At 63.1% G+C, this 16250-nt stretch carries 16 protein-coding genes; 13 read left to right on the top strand and 3 right to left on the bottom strand.

What is annotated here, in order from left to right; translation table 11 throughout:
• Window positions 1-119 precede the first annotated feature (119 nt).
• The 3 genes from V3W40_RS13200 (at window position 120) to V3W40_RS13190 (ending at window position 2666) form a co-directional block, all read left to right on the top strand.
• Window positions 120-902, top strand: a complete 783-nt coding sequence (locus tag V3W40_RS13200) for a sulfite exporter TauE/SafE family protein (protein ID WP_137212344.1) — start codon at window positions 120-122, stop codon at window positions 900-902.
• Window positions 903-967: 65 nt separating this feature from the next.
• On the top strand, window positions 968-1780 hold the full coding sequence (gene lgt / locus V3W40_RS13195) for a prolipoprotein diacylglyceryl transferase (RefSeq protein ID WP_065924346.1): 813 nt from the start codon (window positions 968-970) through the stop codon (window positions 1778-1780).
• Window positions 1781-1832: 52 nt separating this feature from the next.
• The gene (locus tag V3W40_RS13190; RefSeq protein WP_015886389.1) at window positions 1833-2666 is read left to right on the top strand and encodes a thymidylate synthase; all 834 of its coding nucleotides are present in this window, start codon (window positions 1833-1835) and stop codon (window positions 2664-2666) included.
• Window positions 2667-2793: 127 nt separating this feature from the next.
• Here V3W40_RS13190 and cadR read toward each other — a convergent pair whose 3' ends face one another.
• Window positions 2794-3234: a Cd(II)/Pb(II)-responsive transcriptional regulator gene (gene cadR, locus V3W40_RS13185; protein ID WP_027606134.1), complete on the bottom strand. Its 441-nt coding sequence runs from the start codon at window positions 3232-3234 to the stop codon at window positions 2794-2796.
• An 84-nt stretch (window positions 3235-3318) separates the two neighbouring features.
• Between cadR and V3W40_RS13180 the strand changes: the two genes are divergently transcribed.
• The 7 genes from V3W40_RS13180 (at window position 3319) to V3W40_RS13150 (ending at window position 12315) form a co-directional block, all read left to right on the top strand.
• Window positions 3319-5571, top strand: coding sequence for a heavy metal translocating P-type ATPase (locus tag V3W40_RS13180; protein WP_065948782.1), 2253 nt, complete (start codon window positions 3319-3321; stop codon window positions 5569-5571).
• A gap of 16 nt (window positions 5572-5587) precedes the next feature.
• The gene (locus V3W40_RS13175; protein WP_027606132.1) at window positions 5588-6451 is read left to right on the top strand and encodes a LysR family transcriptional regulator; all 864 of its coding nucleotides are present in this window, start codon (window positions 5588-5590) and stop codon (window positions 6449-6451) included.
• Between the two features lie 246 nt (window positions 6452-6697).
• Window positions 6698-7762, top strand: coding sequence for a putative 2-aminoethylphosphonate ABC transporter ATP-binding protein (locus V3W40_RS13170; RefSeq protein WP_330215133.1), 1065 nt, complete (start codon window positions 6698-6700; stop codon window positions 7760-7762).
• A 1-nt stretch (window position 7763) separates the two neighbouring features.
• On the top strand, window positions 7764-9470 hold the full coding sequence (locus tag V3W40_RS13165) for a putative 2-aminoethylphosphonate ABC transporter permease subunit (protein WP_330215132.1): 1707 nt from the start codon (window positions 7764-7766) through the stop codon (window positions 9468-9470).
• A 22-nt stretch (window positions 9471-9492) separates the two neighbouring features.
• Window positions 9493-10506 carry a putative 2-aminoethylphosphonate ABC transporter substrate-binding protein gene (locus V3W40_RS13160; protein ID WP_065924341.1) on the top strand — a complete coding sequence of 338 codons (1014 nt, stop codon included), beginning with the start codon at window positions 9493-9495 and terminating at the stop codon, window positions 10504-10506.
• 130 nt (window positions 10507-10636) lie between these two features.
• Window positions 10637-11761: a TIGR03364 family FAD-dependent oxidoreductase gene (locus V3W40_RS13155; protein WP_065948785.1), complete on the top strand. Its 1125-nt coding sequence runs from the start codon at window positions 10637-10639 to the stop codon at window positions 11759-11761.
• Entirely contained in the window at window positions 11761-12315 is a 555-nt protein-coding gene (locus tag V3W40_RS13150) for a phosphonate degradation HD-domain oxygenase (RefSeq protein ID WP_065924339.1), read from the top strand. The genes V3W40_RS13155 and V3W40_RS13150 overlap by 1 nt, the downstream gene beginning before the upstream one ends.
• Here V3W40_RS13150 and V3W40_RS13145 read toward each other — a convergent pair.
• Both V3W40_RS13145 and V3W40_RS13140 read right to left on the bottom strand, forming a co-directional pair.
• Window positions 12312-13679, bottom strand: coding sequence for a DUF3482 domain-containing protein (locus V3W40_RS13145; protein ID WP_137212351.1), 1368 nt, complete (start codon window positions 13677-13679; stop codon window positions 12312-12314). The two genes, V3W40_RS13150 and V3W40_RS13145, sit on opposite strands and share 4 nt — an antisense overlap.
• On the bottom strand, window positions 13672-15051 hold the full coding sequence (locus V3W40_RS13140; protein ID WP_330215131.1) for a DUF2868 domain-containing protein: 1380 nt from the start codon (window positions 15049-15051) through the stop codon (window positions 13672-13674). Before V3W40_RS13140 ends, V3W40_RS13145 begins: the two co-directional genes overlap by 8 nt.
• A 69-nt stretch (window positions 15052-15120) precedes the next feature.
• Here V3W40_RS13140 and V3W40_RS13135 point away from each other — a divergent pair, with 69 nt between their 5' ends.
• The 3 genes from V3W40_RS13135 to V3W40_RS13125 all read left to right on the top strand — a co-directional run bounded on the left by V3W40_RS13135 (window position 15121) and on the right by V3W40_RS13125 (window position 16233).
• Window positions 15121-15633 (top strand): dihydrofolate reductase, encoded by a 513-nt coding sequence (locus tag V3W40_RS13135; RefSeq protein WP_065946531.1) that lies wholly within the window; start codon window positions 15121-15123, stop codon window positions 15631-15633.
• An 83-nt stretch (window positions 15634-15716) separates the two neighbouring features.
• Complete coding sequence (locus tag V3W40_RS13130) at window positions 15717-15956, top strand: type II toxin-antitoxin system RelB/DinJ family antitoxin (RefSeq protein ID WP_033897026.1); 240 nt, start codon at window positions 15717-15719, stop codon at window positions 15954-15956.
• Window positions 15946-16233, top strand: coding sequence for a type II toxin-antitoxin system RelE family toxin (locus V3W40_RS13125; protein WP_065946530.1), 288 nt, complete (start codon window positions 15946-15948; stop codon window positions 16231-16233). Before V3W40_RS13130 ends, V3W40_RS13125 begins: the two co-directional genes overlap by 11 nt.
• Window positions 16234-16250 lie beyond the last annotated feature (17 nt).

Here is a 16250-nt window from a genome sequence, read left to right as displayed (position 1 = left end):
GGCGATTCCCGTTTGTGTTTTTTGCCACTCTACCCACACCGGCAGCGGCGTTCCATCGTATCCAGTTGGGTCGCATGCCTTCCATCCGTTAACATGCCGGACCTGGTTTGGGGGCTCCCATGGAATTTCTGCTGTATTTGCTGCTGGGCGCGTGCGCGGGCGTGCTCGCCGGGCTGTTTGGCGTGGGCGGCGGGATCATCATCGTGCCGGTGCTGGTGTTCAGCTTCACCTTGCAGGGCTTCGACCCGCAGGTGCTGACCCACCTGGCCGTGGGCACCTCCCTGGCGACGATCATCTTTACCTCGGTCAATGCCGTGCGTGAGCACCACCGACGTGGCGCGGTGCGTTGGCCGATCTTTGTCTGGATGACCGTGGGCATCCTGCTCGGCGCCGGTTTTGGTGCGCTGACCGCCGAGGCGATTTCCGGCCCCCACTTGCAGAAGATCATCGGCGTATTCGCCCTGATCATCGCCGTGCAACTGGCCCTGGAGGTCAAGCCTAAGGCCAGCCGCACGGTGCCGGGCAAGCTCGGCCTGACTGTGGCCGGTACCCTGATTGGCTGGGCTTCGGCGATTTTCGGCATCGGCGGCGGCTCGCTGACCGTGCCGTTTTTGACCTGGCGCAGCGTGCCGATGCAACAAGCGGTGGCCACCTCGTCCGCCTGTGGCCTGCCGATTGCCTTGGCCAGTGCGTTAAGTTTCATGATTCTGGGCTGGCATGACCCGCTGTTGCCCGCTCATAGTCTAGGGTTCGTGTATTTGCCGGCGCTGCTGGGCATTGCCCTGACCAGCATGGTGTTTGCCCGTTTCGGCGCACGCCTGGCGCACCGGTTGTCGCCGCGCTTGCTCAAGCGGTTGTTCGCCGGCTTGCTGTTTTGTGTCGGTTTGAATTTTTTGCTGTAACGCAGGCTTAATCGCGCCCGGGCATGGTCCGGTTGCCATAACGAATGATTTAACGAGGAGTCGCAATGCTGCCTTACCCGCAGATCGACCCGGTGGCCCTGGCCATCGGTCCGCTGAAAATCCACTGGTACGGGTTGATGTACCTGATCGGCATCGGCGGTGCATGGCTGCTGGCCTCCCGGCGCCTGAACCGTTTCGACCCGACCTGGACCAAGGAGAAGCTCTCCGACATGGTGTTCTGGTTGTCGATGGGGGTGATCGTCGGCGGGCGCCTGGGGTATGTGCTGTTTTACGATCTCTCGGCCTACATCGCCAACCCGACGCTGATCTTCGAAGTGTGGAAAGGCGGCATGGCATTCCACGGTGGCTTTATCGGCGTAATGATCGCGGCCTGGTGGTTTGGCCGGCGCAACGGCAAGTCGTTCTTCCAACTGATGGACTTCGTCGCGCCGCTGGTACCGATCGGCCTGGGCGCCGGGCGCATCGGCAACTTCATCAACGCCGAGTTGTGGGGCAAGCCGACCGACGTGCCGTGGGCCATGGTGTTCCCGCCGTTCAGCGACCCGGCGCAACTGCCGCGCCATCCGTCGCAGCTGTACCAGTTCGCGTTGGAAGGTGTGGCCCTGTTCCTTATCCTGTACCTCTTTTCGCGCAAACCACGCCCGACCATGGCCGTTTCCGGCATGTTCGCGCTGTTCTACGGGATCTTCCGTTTCATCGTCGAGTTCGTGCGCGTGCCGGATGCCCAGCTGGGGTACCTGGCGTGGGGCTGGCTGACCATGGGACAAGTGCTCAGCATTCCGATGATCCTGGTCGGCCTGGGCCTGCTGTGGTGGGCGTACAATCGCCCGCAACCGCTGAAGCACACCGCGCTTTAAATTCGAATGCCGAGGCCCGCGAGGTCTCGGCTTCAACGATACGGGTAATGACATGAAGCAATATCTCGAACTACTGAACGACGTCGTGACCAATGGCCTGACCAAAGGCGACCGTACCGGCACCGGCACCAAGGCCGTGTTCGCCCGTCAGTATCGGCATAACTTGGCCGACGGCTTCCCGCTGCTGACCACCAAGAAGCTTCACTTCAAAAGCATCGCCAACGAACTGATCTGGATGTTGAGCGGCAACACCAACATCAAGTGGCTGAACGAAAACGGTGTGAAAATCTGGGACGAGTGGGCCACCGAAGACGGTGACCTGGGCCCGGTGTATGGCGAGCAGTGGACCGCCTGGCCGACCAAGGATGGCGGCACGATCAACCAGATCGACTACATGGTGCACACGCTCAAGACCAACCCCAACAGCCGTCGCATCCTGTTCCACGGCTGGAACGTCGAATACCTGCCGGACGAAACCAAAAGCCCCCAGGAAAACGCGCGCAATGGCAAGCAAGCCCTGCCACCGTGCCACCTGCTGTACCAGGCGTTCGTGCATGACGGCCATCTGTCGATGCAGTTGTACATCCGCAGTTCCGACGTATTCCTCGGCCTGCCGTACAACACCGCCGCCCTGGCGCTGCTGACCCATATGCTGGCCCAGCAATGCGACCTGATTCCCCACGAGATCATCGTCACCACCGGCGACACCCACGCCTACAGCAACCATATGGAGCAGATCCGCACCCAGCTGGCGCGTACGCCGAAGAAGCTGCCGGAACTGGTGATCAAGCGTAAGCCGGCGTCGATCTACGATTACAAGTTCGAAGACTTTGAAATCGTGGGCTATGACGCCGATCCAAGCATTAAAGCCGACGTCGCCATTTAAGGACTGTCTCAGTCAAAATGTGGGAGGGGGCTTGCCCCCGATAGCGGTGGATCAGTTAAGTGAAAAATGACTGACACACCGCCATCGGGGCAAGCCCCCTCCCACATTTGAACCGTGTTCGCTTGAGTTAATGCCCGTGGCTTCTGCCTACGTGTGAGGGCTCGGCCTCGCTGGCGGCTACACCGCCGTTGACCTCCAGTCGCTGCAAAATCCCGCAGTGGTCCCCACCGCCACAGCGTTGGCGCAGGTCCAGCAACTGCTCCTGCAACGCCAGCAGCCCGTCAATCCGCGCTTTTACATGGTGGATATGCTCGTCGATCAACGCATTCACGTTTTCACATTGGTCCTGGGGGCTGTCCCGTAGCCCGAGCAGGCTGCGGATCTCTTCCAGGGTCATGTCGAGGCTGCGGCAGTTGCGGATAAAGATCAGTCGCTCGGTGTGCGCCTGGGTGTACACGCGGTAGTTGGCCTCGGTGCGTGCCGGGGGTGGCAGCAGGCCTTCCTTCTCGTAATAACGGATGGTTTCCACCGGACAATCGGTCAGTTTGGCCAGTTCGCCGATCTTCATTGCAGCAATCTCCAAATGGGTGCTTGACCCTATAGTGGCTACAGGGTCTTTACTTGGCAACAGGCACCTTACGGACGCGACCTGATGAGCGACTCCATTCACACCCCGCATAAACACGACCATGACCATGATCATGGGCCGAAGAAACTCACCCCCGTGCACGATCACGGCCATGGCGGTTCCTGCTGTTCCGGCACGCCTGCGCCTGCGCTGGTGCAGTTGAGCGAGGCGCCCACCGCCGGCTCGCGCCTGAGTACCTTCCGCATCGAAGCCATGGACTGCCCCACCGAGCAGACGCTGATCCAGAACAAACTGGGCAAGCTGGCCGGTGTGCAGCAGCTGGAATTCAACCTGATCAACCGCATCCTCGGCGTCACCCATGACCTGCCGAGTACCGCGCCGATCATCGATGCGATCAAATCCCTGGGTATGCAGGCCGATCCGATCGTGGAGGGCACCCCGGCCGCCGAGCCGCCCGCCAAGAAGCATTGGTGGCCGCTGGCGTTGTCCGGTGTGGGGGCGTTGGGCGCCGAAGTACTGCACTTCACCAACGCCGCGCCCACTTGGGTGATTGCGCTGGTAGCGCTGGTGTCGATCCTCAGCGGCGGCCTCACCACCTACAAGAAGGGCTGGATTGCCCTGAAAAACCTCAACCTGAACATCAACGCGTTGATGAGTATCGCGGTCACTGGCGCGGTCCTGATCGGCCAGTGGCCGGAAGCGGCCATGGTGATGTTCCTGTTTACCGTGGCCGAGCTGATCGAAGCCAAGTCCCTGGACCGTGCGCGCAATGCCATCAGTGGCTTGATGCAGATGACACCGGAACAGGCCACGGTTCGGCAGGCTGATGGAAGCTGGGTTGAAATGGAGGTCAAAAGCATTGAGCTGGACGCAATCGTGCGGGTAAAACCCGGCGAGCGTATCGGCCTTGACGGTGAAGTCACCGCCGGCCAGTCCACCATCGACCAGGCGCCGATCACCGGTGAAAGCCTGCCGATTGAAAAGACCGTCGGCGATAAGGTCTTCGCCGGCACCATCAACCAGGCCGGTTCCCTGGAGTACAAGGTCACGGCGGCTGCCAACAACTCCACCCTGGCCCGCATCATCCATGCGGTGGAGCAGGCCCAGGGCGCGCGGGCACCGACCCAGCGGTTCGTCGACAGCTTCTCGAAAATCTACACCCCGGCCGTATTCCTGTTCGCCCTGGGTGTGGCGCTGATCCCGCCGCTGTTCATGGCCGGCGCCTGGTTCGACTGGATCTACCGCGCCCTGGTGCTGCTGGTGGTGGCGTGCCCGTGCGCCCTGGTGATCTCTACCCCGGTAACCATTGTCAGCGGCCTGGCGGCTGCGGCACGCAAAGGCATCCTGATCAAGGGCGGTGTGTACCTGGAGGGTGGCTATAAGCTTGACTACCTGGCCCTCGACAAGACCGGCACCATCACCCACGGCAAGCCGGTGCAAACCGATTACCTGGCGCTGTTCACCACTGTCGAAGACAGCGCCCCGGCCCTGGCTGCCAGTTTGGCCGGGCGTTCCGATCACCCGGTGTCCCTGGCAATCGCCAACGCGGCTGTGGATAAAAACCTGCCGGTGCACGTTGTGGATAACTTCGAAGCCCTGGCCGGTCGCGGCGTGCGCGGCGATATTAATGGCCAGACCTATCACTTGGGCAATCACCGCCTGGTGGAAGACCTTGGCCTGTGTTCGCCGGAGCTGGAAGAAAAGCTGTTCGCCCTGGAAAAACAGGGCAAGTCCGTGGTGCTGTTGCTCGACAAGTCCGGCCCGCTGGCGCTGTTCGCCGTGGCCGACACAGTCAAGGACAGCAGCCGCGAAGCCATCCAGCAATTGCATGAGCTGGGCATCAAGACCCTGATGCTCACCGGCGACAACACCCACACCGCCCAGGCGATTGCGGCCCAGGTCGGCATCGATCAGGCCCAGGGCGACCTGTTGCCCACCGACAAGCTGCACGCCATCGAAACCCTCTACGGCCAAGGCCACCGGGTGGGCATGGTCGGCGATGGCATCAACGACGCCCCGGCCCTGGCCCGCGCCGAGATTGGCTTTGCCATGGCCGCGGCAGGTACCGACACCGCTATCGAGACGGCCGACGTGGCCTTGATGGACGATGATTTGCGCAAGATTCCGGCATTCATTCGTTTGTCGCGGCAAACGTCGAGTATCCTCAAGCAGAACATCACCCTGGCCCTGGTGATCAAGGCGATCTTCCTGGTGGTCACGTTCCTCGGCATGGCGACCATGTGGATGGCAGTGTTCGCCGACATGGGCGTGGCCCTGCTGGTGGTGTTCAATGGCCTGCGCCTGTTGCGCAAATAGAGGATGAGAGGGTGGTGTGCTGAGTGCCGAGTTGAAGGCGTTTTTTATGGTCGCCCGCCTGGGCAGCATCACCCAGGCGGCGAAAAAACTCGGCCTGAGCCAGCCCACTGTTACCACCCAGATTCGCAACCTGGAAAGCCAGTACGGCGTCGAGCTGTTCTACCGTGGCGGGCGCCGCCTCACCGTCAGCGACGAGGGCGCGCGCCTGCTGCCGATGGTCAAGACGCTGCTGCAGCAGGAAGCGGACATCGAGTTTTTCCTGCGCAACAGCGGCCAGGTCCAGGGCGCACTGAGGATTGCCGCGACGGCGCCGTACTACATCCTCGACCTGGTCAAAGCCTTTCGCGAACGCCTGCCGCAGGTGGAGGTATCGGTGGAAATCGGCAACTCCCAGCAGGTACTCGAAGCGCTGGACGATTACCGCGTCGATGTCGCTGCATCCTCGCAGTTGCTCGAAGACCCGCGCCTGATCCGCCGTGTATTGGGCACCGACCCGTTGGTGCTGGCGGTACACCGCAACCATCCACTGGCCAAGCTCGACCATGTACCCCTCAGTGCGTTGGCGGGGCATACGCTGTTGATGCGTGAAGCGGGCTCCACCACGCGGCGGCTTACGGAAGAGATGCTGCAAGGTGCGGGCGTCAGTTACGGGCCGCTGCTGGAAATCGGCAGCCGTGAATCTATCCGCGAAGCGGTGCTGCGCAATATCGGCATCAGCATCATCGCCCGCCAGGAAGTGCCCCATGACCCGCAGCTGAAGGTGCTGACCCTCGAGCATGCGCCGCAGATTCCCGAGTACCTGTACTGCCTCAAGGAAAGAAAAGGCGCTCGTCTGCCGGCGGCGTTTCTGGGGTTGGCGCAGGAAATGTCGCCGATCTAAAGCCTTGTAGTGGCTTTGGGGACCAATCGGGGGCAAGCCCCCTCCCACAGGTGCCCGCATTTCCATGTTGGAACTCGGTCAAGTGTGGGAGGGGGCTTGCTCCCGATTGCGGTAGACCAGGCAGCCCACCGCCAAGCGTCCTACACAAATCTGCGAATACCACTATCGCCGCCTTTTGCCTTCCTGCCACAAGAGCGACGCATTGCCTGCCTAGCATGGCCTTCATCAGTTTGATGAGGTGCCAACATGAACACAGCCCTGACCCAACCCGGCGCGCCGATGAACGTGCGCGGTATCCAGAAACGCTTCGGCGCCTTTACGGCGTTGGACAATGTGTCCCTGGACGTGGCTGCCGGCGAGCTGGTGTGCCTGCTCGGCCCTTCCGGTTGCGGCAAGACCACGTTGCTGCGCTGCATTGCCGGCCTGGAACGCCAGGACAGCGGCGAACTTTACCTGGGTGACCGCGATGTTTCCCTGCTGCCGCCCCAGGCTCGGGACTACGGCATTCTGTTCCAGTCCTACGCGCTGTTTCCCAATCTCACCGTCGAAGCGAACATCGGCTACGGCCTCACCGGCAGCGGTCGCGATGAAGTGCGCCAGCGTGTCGGACAGATGCTTGAACTGGTGGGGCTGCTTGGCAGTGAAAAGAAATACCCCGGCCAACTCTCCGGCGGCCAGCAGCAGCGGGTCGCCCTGGCCCGTGCCCTGGCACCGGCGCCGTCATTGCTGTTGCTGGATGAGCCGATGTCGGCCCTCGACGCCCGCGTGCGCGAGCATCTGTGCACCGAGCTGCGCCAACTGCAACGGCGCCTGGGTATCACCACCCTGATGGTCACCCACAACCAGGACGAAGCCATGTTGATGGCCGACCGCATTGCCGTGATGAACAACGGCAAGGTCGAGCAATACGCCACGCCCCAGGAAATCTACGACCGCCCGGCCACGCCGTTTGTGGCGGAGTTTGTCGGCCAGGGCAATTGGCTGCCGTTCAGCCGCAACAGTGCCAGCCATGCCCAGGTCGGCGGGATGAACATGCGCCTGGCCGAGGATGCCGGCGTGGCCAGGTCCGGCCGGTTGTTCTGCCGCCCGGAAGCGATCAGCGTCAACCCGTCGGTGCATGAGGAGAACCTGTTCCCGGCCAAGGTCCGCGAGATCACTTTCCTCGGCAACCGCTGCCGCATGAGCTTTGAGTTGGAGCAACTGCCCGGCCATCCGCTGCTTGCCGAACTGGCCCCGGAAGCCATGCCGCGCCTGGGCGCCCAGGACATCTGGGTAGCCTTGCCGCCGCGCAGCCTGCAGGTGTTTGCCTGAGATGGCCGCTGTCTTGACTCTGGCGCGTCAAGCGTCACGCGCCGAAACCGGCGACCGTATTTTCGTGGTCGGCGGCAAACTGCTCTGGCTGGTGCTGCTGGGCATCGCCTTATTACTGCCACTGCTGGCGATCTTCTGGCGCGGTTTCAGCAGCGAGACCGGGCAGGGCGGTGGCCTGGTCGCCGCACGGGAGTTGCTCACCAGCGCCAACTTCCACTGGCTGCTGGGCAATAGCCTGAAAGTCTCCCTCAGCGTGGCGGCCATTGTCGTACCGCTGGCCTACCTGTTTGCCTACGCCCTGCAACGCACGTTGATTCCCGGCAAGGCCATCTGGCGAGGCCTGTCGCTGCTTCCGTTGATGGCTCCGTCGATGCTGCCGGGGATTGCACTGGTCTACCTGTTCGGTAACCAGGGCCTGTTGCGCGGGCTGTTCTCGGACAACATCTACGGCTTCTGGGGCATTGTCCTCGGTGAAGTGATCTACACCTTCCCACATGCCCTGATGATTTTGCTGTCGGCGTTGTCGTTGGCCGATGCGCGTTTGTTCGACGCGGCCTCGAGCATGGGCGCCAGCCCTGCGCGGGCGTTCCGCAGCATCACCTGGCCGGCCACGCGCCAGGCGGTGTTTGCTGCGTTCTGCCTGGTGTTCACCTTGACCATTACGGATTTCGGCGTGCCCGTGGTGGTGGGCGGGGATTACCAGGTGCTGGCGCTGGAAGCCTACAAGGCGGTGGTCGGCCAGCAACAGTTCGGTCGCGGTGCGTTGATCGGCATGGTGTTGCTGCTGCCGGCGCTGTTCAGCTTTGGCGTCGACGCCTGGTTGCGCCGTCGCCACGGCGAGGCCATGAGTGGCCGCGCCCAGGTCTTCCAGCCGGCGCCGTCACGCCTGAGGGATAGCGCCTATCTGCTTATCGTGCTGCTCATCAGTGCCGTGTTGCTGCTGGTGTTCGGCATGGCGGTGTACTCCTCGCTGGTGAAGTTCTGGCCGTACAACCTGTCGCTGTCGCTCAGCCACTACCAGTTCGAAGACACGGCCGGCGGCGGTTGGCTGGCCTATCGCAACAGCTTGACCCTGGCGTTGTGCACGGCGTTGATCGGCAGCGTATTGATCTTCACCGGCGCCTACCTGATGGAAAAGACCAAGGGCCAGAAGGGCCTGAACCTGGCGCTGCGCATGCTCAGCTTTGTGCCGATGGCCGTGCCTGGGTTGGTGTTGGGCCTGGGCTACGTGTTCTTTTTCAACCTGAGTGGCAACCCGCTGCATGTGTTCTACGGCACCATGACCCTGCTGGTGGTGTGCACCATTGCTCACTACCTGACCACCGCACAGATGACCGCCACCACCGCGTTGCGCCAGCTGGACGCCGAGTTCGAAGCGGCGGCGCTGTCGCTCAAGGCGCCGCTGTATCGCCATTACTTGAAAGTCACGGTACCGATCTGCCTGCCGGCGCTGCTGGACATCGTGCGCTACCTGTTTGTGTCGGCGATGACCACCGTGTCCGCCGCGATCTTCCTCTACAGCCCCGACACCATCCTCGCCGCCGTCGCCGTGTTGAACATGGACGACGCCGGCAATGTGGGCGGCGCGGCCGCCATGTCGACCCTGATCCTGTTCACCTCAGGCAGCGTTTCGCTGCTGCTGGCGTGGGCTTCACGTGGCGCCTTGCGCCGCTCCCAAGCCTGGCGCCAGACCGCGCCCGGCCAATAACCATCCCTGAAGGAGGTGCTCCATGTTCAAGCCCCTGGCGCTGGTCGCTGCCGTACTCACTGCATTCAGCCTGAATGCCTTCGCCAAGACCGAGTTGACCGTGTACACGGCCCTTGAAGCCGAGCAGTTAAAGACCTACAAAAAAGCCTTCGAGCAGGCCAACCCCGACGTCGAGATCAAATGGGTCCGCGACTCCACCGGCATCATCACCGCCAAGCTGCTGGCCGAAAAAGACCGCCCGCAGGCCGATGTGGTCTGGGGACTGGCCGCGTCGAGCCTGGCGATCCTCGATCAGCAGGGCATGCTGGACAATTACGCCCCCAAGGACCTGGACAAGATCGGCAAGCATTACCGTGACGCCGCCAACCCACCGGCCTGGGTCGGCATGGATGTGTGGGCCGCGACCATTTGCTTCAACACGGTCGAAGCCGAGAAACAGGGCCTGACCAAGCCGGTGAGCTGGCAAGACCTGACCAAGCCCGAGTACAAGGGCAAGATCGTGATGCCCAACCCGGCCTCGTCCGGCACCGGCTTCCTGGATGTGAGCGCGTGGCTGCAAACCTTCGGCGAGAAGCAGGGCTGGCAGTACATGGACGACTTGCACCAGAACATCGGCCAGTACGTTCACTCCGGTTCCAAGCCGTGCAAGCTGGCGGCTTCCGGTGAGTTCCCGATTGGTATTTCCTTTGAGTATCCGGCCGTGCAGCTGAAGCGCCAGGGTGCGCCGCTGGACATCATCCTGCCGAAGGAAGGCCTGGGCTGGGACATCGAAGCCACCGCCGTGATCAAGGGCACCGCCCATGCGGACGCCGCCAGAAAGCTCGCTGACTTCTCCGCCAGTACAGCGGCAATGGACCTGTACAAGGACAACTTCGCCGTGCTCGCCCAGCCGGGGATCGCCAAGCCGCAGACCGAATTGCCGGCCGACTACGAGCAGCGGTTGATCAAGAACGACTTCGGCTGGGCCTCGAAAAACCGCGACAGCATCCTGGCTGAGTGGCGCAAGCGCTATGACGGCAAGTCGGAGAAACAATAATTTTCACCTCTACCTGTAGGAGCGAGCTTGCTCGCGAAGAACGAATAGACGGCGCGGATAACCTGAAGCGCTGCCTTATCGTTGACGTTCTTCGCGAGCAAGCTCGCTCCTACAGAGGGTTGCATATTCCATGACAGATTTACTGATCATCGGTGCCGGCATCCTCGGCCTGTCCCACGCCTACGCCGCCGCCAGGCGCGGGCTCAAGGTCAAGGTGTTCGAGCGCAGCGCCACGCCCCTGGGCGCCTCGGTACGCAACTTCGGTCAGGCCCTGGTCACCGGGCAGCCGCCGGGGCCGATGCTTGACCTGGCACGGCAAAGCCGTGATATCTGGGGGCAATGGGCTCGGGTTGCCGGCCTGCAGCTCAAGCGCAACGGCTCGTACCTGTTCGCCCGAACCGAAGCCGAAGAGCATCTGCTGGAAGCCTTCTGCGCCGGCCGCGCGCGTGAACACGGCTATAACGTCGACCTGTTGCAAGGCGCGGCGTTGAAGGATCTGTATGGCGGCCAGTTCCGCCATCACCGCGCCGCGCTGCATGGCCGGGACGACCAGCAACTGTATTCGCGCGAGGCGATACCGGCGCTGATCCACTACCTGAGCCAGCAACTGGGTGTGGAATTTTACTTCTCCACCCTGGTGCGCGATGTCGAACCGGGCCAGGTGCACAGCACGGCGGGCAGCTTTCGTGGCGAGCAGGTCATCGTCTGTTCCGGCCACGATTATCAAACCCTGTTGGCCGAGGCCATCGCCGAACTCAACCCGCAGATCTGCCGCCTGCAAATGCTGCGCGCCCGGCCTGCACTCAACCTCAACCTGCAACACGCCTTGCTCACCGGCCTCAGTTGCGTGCACTACGGCGCTTTTGCCGACCTGCCTGAAGCCGCGCCGGTACAGGCGCAGATCCTGCGCGAGGCGCCGCACCTGCATGCACACGGGATTCACCTGCTGATCAGCCCGACGCCCCATGGCGAACTGATCATCGGCGACTCCCACGACTACGGCAGCGATGCCTCGCCGTTCAATGCCGAGCAGGTGGATGACTGGATGATCGAGTTGGCCGAACAGACCTTGGGTTGCAAGATCCAGGTGATGGAACGCTGGCAGGGCGTCTACGGCGCCAGGGGCCCGGCGCCGTTTTCATTTGTGCAGGCCGCACCTGGCGTGAGCGCTGCCTTGATGCACACCGGTGTGGGCATGAGCGTGGGGCCGGCGATGGCCGAGCGCAATATCACAACCCTGTGGGGGCCGGCGTGATGAGCCCGGAACAGGCGATTGCCACAATCTTCGCTTTGTACGAGCAGCACGGCGCGGCGGATTACATCGGCGAGCCGGTGTCGCAGATTGAGCACATGTCCCAGGCCGCGCAGTTGGCCATGGCCGAAGGCTTCGATGATGAAGTGGTGCTGGCGGCGTTTTTCCACGATATCGGCCATCTGTGTGGCCAGGGTGGCGAGAACATGGGCGGTTATGGCGTGGTCAGCCATGAGCGGTTGGGCGCGGATTATTTGCGCCGTGCAGGCTTCAGTGAGCGCCTGGCCAGGCTGGTGGAGTACCACGTCCAGGCCAAGCGCTACCTGACGTTCAGCCGGCCGGACTACTACGCATGCTTGAGCGAGGCGAGCCGCCGCACCCTGGGTTACCAGGGCGGCGTGATGACGGCCGAGGAGGCTCGGGCGTTTGAGCAAGACCCGCTGTGTCAGGTCAGCCTGCGCCTGCGCCACTGGGACGAACAGGCCAAGGCAATGCACGTGCCGGTGCTCGACCTGGAAGTGCTCAAGGCCAAGGCCCGGCAGCTGCTGGCGGCTTAAGTCTCGTCGAGGCGCTGGGCCAGGGCTTCGACCTGTTCCTGGCGTTCGGCCTGGCTCAGTCTGGCCTGGGGGTTGAGGGACGACCATTGCGGGTGGGCGCGGGCCTTGTGCAACGCGTCCGGCAATTTGCCTTCGCGCCAGGTCTTGTCCTGGGGCGTATCGACCTTGATGCTGTGCATCGCCGCATGGCCGCGCAGGTTCAGGGCCTTGAGCAACTGGCGCTGGCGCAGGGCGAGCAGGCGCAGCACGCTGTCGTCCACGGTCAGCTCGCGTTGGCCCTTGATCTTGCCCAGCAGGCGGCTGCCGTAGCTGCGGGCGGTCTGCAACGCGCCACCGGCGATGGCGCCCGCCAGGGCGGCGGCGCCGAGGGTCAGCCCGCCGACCAGCAGGTCCACCCCGGCTCCGGCCGCTGCGCCTGCAGCGATGCCACCGCCGACGCGCACGCCGAGTTGCTTGAGGGTTTCCGGGTTGAACAGGTCATCACCCCAGCGGCCGTCGAGCAACGGCAAGTCGCTGGCGGCGGCGTCCTGGGCACGAAAGCCGAACAGCTTGAGCAAGGCCTCCACGCATTTTTGTTCGCGCTGACGCACCGCCTTGCGCAAATCGCTGATGGCTTGTTGCTCATCTTCAGTCACCACGCTGCGTCGGCACGCGGCGCAGTCGATCAGCAATTCGGCAATCAACCGCGCGGCGCTCTGTTGACGGGCCTGGCGTTGGGCTTCCTGGTCGAGGATCAGGCGCTGCAACTGCGGCCGGGCGTTTTCCAGCAGCAGGGCGAGGCTTTCATACAAGCGACGTTCGCCGTCTTCCGGCGGCGCGACGCTGTCGAAACGCACCAGCGCATGCAGGCCCAGGCGTGCCAGGGCTTCGCGCCAGTCCGGCTCGCGGTGGTCGCTGCTGCTGACGAAGTTGAGCACCGGCAGCAACGGTTTACCGCAACTGGCCAGCACTTGCAGCTCATCACGGTACTTGGCCAGCACCGGTTCGCGAGCGTCGATCACATACAGGCCGGCGTCCGAGGCCAGCAGTTGGCGCAGCACCTTGGCTTCCTGTTCGAAACGCTGGCGGGCTTCGCTGCCTTCCAGGAACCGCGCCAGGCGGGCTGGGCCGTCCAAGCGTTCGCCGGGGCGATCCAGGCGTTCCAGGTAGTCGAGCAGGGCGATGGCATCTTCCAGGCCGGGTGTGTCGTACAGCTCCAGCAAGGCTTCGCCGTCGACCGACAAGCGCGCGCCTTCGACATGCCGCGTGGTGCTGGGGCGATGGGAGACTTCACCGAACCCGACGTCACGGGTGAGGGTGCGCAGCAACGAGGTCTTGCCGACGTTGGTGTGGCCGACCACGGCGAGTTTCAGTGGCTTAGTCATGACCGGTCTCCAGCCAGTTCAACGGCGCGCAATCGGCGAACGGCAGCTCCAGTTGTTGCAGCGCGCTGTGCCAGTCGCCCAGGCGCTCGGCATCCAGCGCCTGGCCGGGCGGGGCTTGCAGCAGCCAGACACGGGTGGCGGCGGCGCTGCGTGCGAGTTCGGCGATCAGCGCCAGGCTGCCGCGGTCCGGCGAGCGGCGCGGGTCGCAGACGATGGCCAGGCGCGCGGGCGGGAAGCGGCTGAGTTGCTCCAGGAGCTTGTTGCGCGATTCGCGGCTGTCGAGGATGCCGGCGTGCTTCACATTAGCCGGCAGCTTGGGTGGCCAGGGGTACTGATCGTCCAGTTCGATGGCGACGAGCAAGGCGCCGTCGCTGTCCAGCTCACTGACGCCGCCGGTGACGGGGTGCAGTTGTTCCGGCGCGGCGTCGTTGACGCCAAGGCGCTCGCTGCTGGGCATCAGGCGTTCGCGCAGTGGGCTGTAGCCGGGCAGGTTGAGGTCCAGGCGCAAGGCGGCGCGCCCGCGTTTCCAGCGCCACAGGCACAGCAGTGCGAGGATCAATCTTGGCAGCAGGCCGTAGACCAGCAATACCCCGACCAACCAGGCGGCCCACGCCTGGCGGGCGCTTTCGATGTTCAGGGCGGAATCGCCGCTGGCGCGGATCATCTCGACGGTCGGTACGTTGAAGCCCAGCAGGGCGGGCAGGGTGCCGAGGGCCTGGGTCACGGCGACGAAGGTGTCGGCGCCGAGGATAGTGGTTTCCCACACAAAGCCGTAACGGCGGGTGGCGAGCAGCGTCAGCAGAATCACCAGCGCACTGAGCAGCGCCAGCAACCACAGGCTGTTGACCAGCACACCGACCGCCCAGCGATTGAGTTTCTGCCGTTGCAGCAACAGCAGCAACGCCGGGGCCAGTTGGGCGGCCTTGGCATCGCGCGCAAGTTTTTCACTGAGCCACAACCACAAGCGCCCGAGGCTGGCGCTGTGCTCGCCGGCAAACAACAGCCCCAACGCCCAGCTCAACAGCAGGATCAGGTTCAGGCCGAGCAGGCTGCCCAGGGCCCAGAACACATTCACCGGGGTCAAGCCGTTGCCCAGCGCAGCAAAGGCCAGCCCCGCGCCGCTGATGACGGCCACCACCGCCAGCAGCACCAGCGCCAGGCGTGCGCCTTGCAGCCAGCGCGTGAGGGCGGCGGTCAGGCCATCGCGCTCGGCCAGGTGCAGGGCGCGCTGCTGGATGCGCGTCGGCAGGTCGCCGCCCGCCGTGCGCGCGAGGCGATTGGCTTCCTGGTCTTCCAGGGGGCCGGCGTGTTCTTCACGCAGGCGCACGGTTTCCGTCAGCCAGAGTTTGTGCAGGGGGGTCAGTGCGGTCACGCGTCTTCCTGTCGTGCAAGTGAGCTTGGAGCATAACCGCTGGTTCGTAGCTCTGGTATTCTCGTCGCCATGAAAAAAACTCTCCCTTTAAGCCTGATCGCAGCCCTCGGTGAAAACCGCGTGATCGGCGTCGACAACAGCATGCCCTGGCATTTGCCGGGGGATTTCAAATATTTCAAGGCCACCACGCTCGGCAAGCCGATCATCATGGGGCGCAAGACCTGGGACTCCCTGGGTCGACCGCTGCCGGGGCGCTTGAACATTGTGGTCAGCCGTCAGACCGACCTGGCGCTGGAAGGTGCGGAAGTTTTTCCGTCACTCGATGCCGCCGTGGCGCGGGCTGAAGCCTGGGCGCTGGAGCAGGGCGCGGATGAGCTGATGCTGATCGGCGGTGCGCAGTTGTATGCGCAGGGGCTGGAACAGGCGGATCGCCTGTACCTGACGCGCGTGGCGCTGAGCCCGGAGGGGGATGCGTGGTTTCCGGCGTTTGATGCGAGCCAGTGGAAGTTGGTGTCGAACGTCGAGAATCCGGCGGAAGGGGACAAGCCGGCGTACAGTTTTGAGGTTTGGGAAAAGGCCTGAATGGCACCAGATTAGTCAGACTTGCAAAAGAAGCCTCGATGCGTCACTGTAATGACCAATGTCTTTACAATGAGGGCTGCCCCATGGCTTCTATCAACGTACGTATCGACGACGATCTTAAGGCTCGTGCTTATCACGAGCTGGAAAAGCTCGGCGTCACCCCATCGGAATTAATGCGTCAAGCCTTGCAGTACGTGGCAGAGCGCGGTCAGTTACCTTTCAAGCCTGTCCTCATGACTGAAGATGATGAGGCATTGTTGGCAACCGTTCGGGAGCGGCTGGCTGCGCCTCAGCGGGTGAAGGTCTCACTGGATGACCTATGAGCTGGATTTCGATACACGGGCTTTGAAGGAATGGCACAAACTGGGCGATACCGTTCGTCAACAGTTTAAAAAGAAGCTGGTTGAGATCCTGAACAATCCACGTATTGAAGCCAGCCGTCTGCATGGCTTGCCCGATTGCTACAAAATCAAGCTGCGCAGCAGCGGCTATCGGTTGGTGTATCAAGTCATTGATCAGGAGATCACGGTGTTTGTCGTGGCTGTCGATAAGCGTGAGCGTGATGAGGTTTACCGAAAGGCTGCTGATCGTTCGAGCTAGCAGGGACTGAGGTCCCT

The organism is Pseudomonas sp. AM8 (genome assembly GCF_036346475.1).
Classification (GTDB): domain Bacteria; phylum Pseudomonadota; class Gammaproteobacteria; order Pseudomonadales; family Pseudomonadaceae; genus Aquipseudomonas; species Aquipseudomonas marginalis.
The sequence above is the reverse complement of the archived record's forward strand: the minus strand, read 5'-3'. Positions and strand labels throughout refer to the sequence as shown.

What these genes read in the sequence shown, in the direction of transcription:
- V3W40_RS13200 (WP_137212344.1), top strand. Translation starts at nt 120, where the DNA reads ATGGAATTTCTGCTGTATTTGCTGCTGGGCGCGTGCGCGGGCGTGCTC.
- lgt (WP_065924346.1), top strand. Translation starts at nt 968, where the DNA reads ATGCTGCCTTACCCGCAGATCGACCCGGTGGCCCTGGCCATCGGTCCG.
- V3W40_RS13190 (WP_015886389.1), top strand. Translation starts at nt 1,833, where the DNA reads ATGAAGCAATATCTCGAACTACTGAACGACGTCGTGACCAATGGCCTG.
- cadR (WP_027606134.1), bottom strand. Translation starts at nt 3,234, where the DNA reads ATGAAGATCGGCGAACTGGCCAAACTGACCGATTGTCCGGTGGAAACC.
- V3W40_RS13180 (WP_065948782.1), top strand. Translation starts at nt 3,319, where the DNA reads ATGAGCGACTCCATTCACACCCCGCATAAACACGACCATGACCATGAT.
- V3W40_RS13170 (WP_330215133.1), top strand. Translation starts at nt 6,698, where the DNA reads ATGAACACAGCCCTGACCCAACCCGGCGCGCCGATGAACGTGCGCGGT.
- V3W40_RS13165 (WP_330215132.1), top strand. Translation starts at nt 7,764, where the DNA reads ATGGCCGCTGTCTTGACTCTGGCGCGTCAAGCGTCACGCGCCGAAACC.
- V3W40_RS13160 (WP_065924341.1), top strand. Translation starts at nt 9,493, where the DNA reads ATGTTCAAGCCCCTGGCGCTGGTCGCTGCCGTACTCACTGCATTCAGC.
- V3W40_RS13155 (WP_065948785.1), top strand. Translation starts at nt 10,637, where the DNA reads ATGACAGATTTACTGATCATCGGTGCCGGCATCCTCGGCCTGTCCCAC.
- V3W40_RS13150 (WP_065924339.1), top strand. Translation starts at nt 11,761, where the DNA reads ATGAGCCCGGAACAGGCGATTGCCACAATCTTCGCTTTGTACGAGCAG.
- V3W40_RS13145 (WP_137212351.1), bottom strand. Translation starts at nt 13,679, where the DNA reads ATGACTAAGCCACTGAAACTCGCCGTGGTCGGCCACACCAACGTCGGC.
- V3W40_RS13135 (WP_065946531.1), top strand. Translation starts at nt 15,121, where the DNA reads ATGAAAAAAACTCTCCCTTTAAGCCTGATCGCAGCCCTCGGTGAAAAC.
- V3W40_RS13130 (WP_033897026.1), top strand. Translation starts at nt 15,717, where the DNA reads ATGGCTTCTATCAACGTACGTATCGACGACGATCTTAAGGCTCGTGCT.
- V3W40_RS13125 (WP_065946530.1), top strand. Translation starts at nt 15,946, where the DNA reads ATGACCTATGAGCTGGATTTCGATACACGGGCTTTGAAGGAATGGCAC.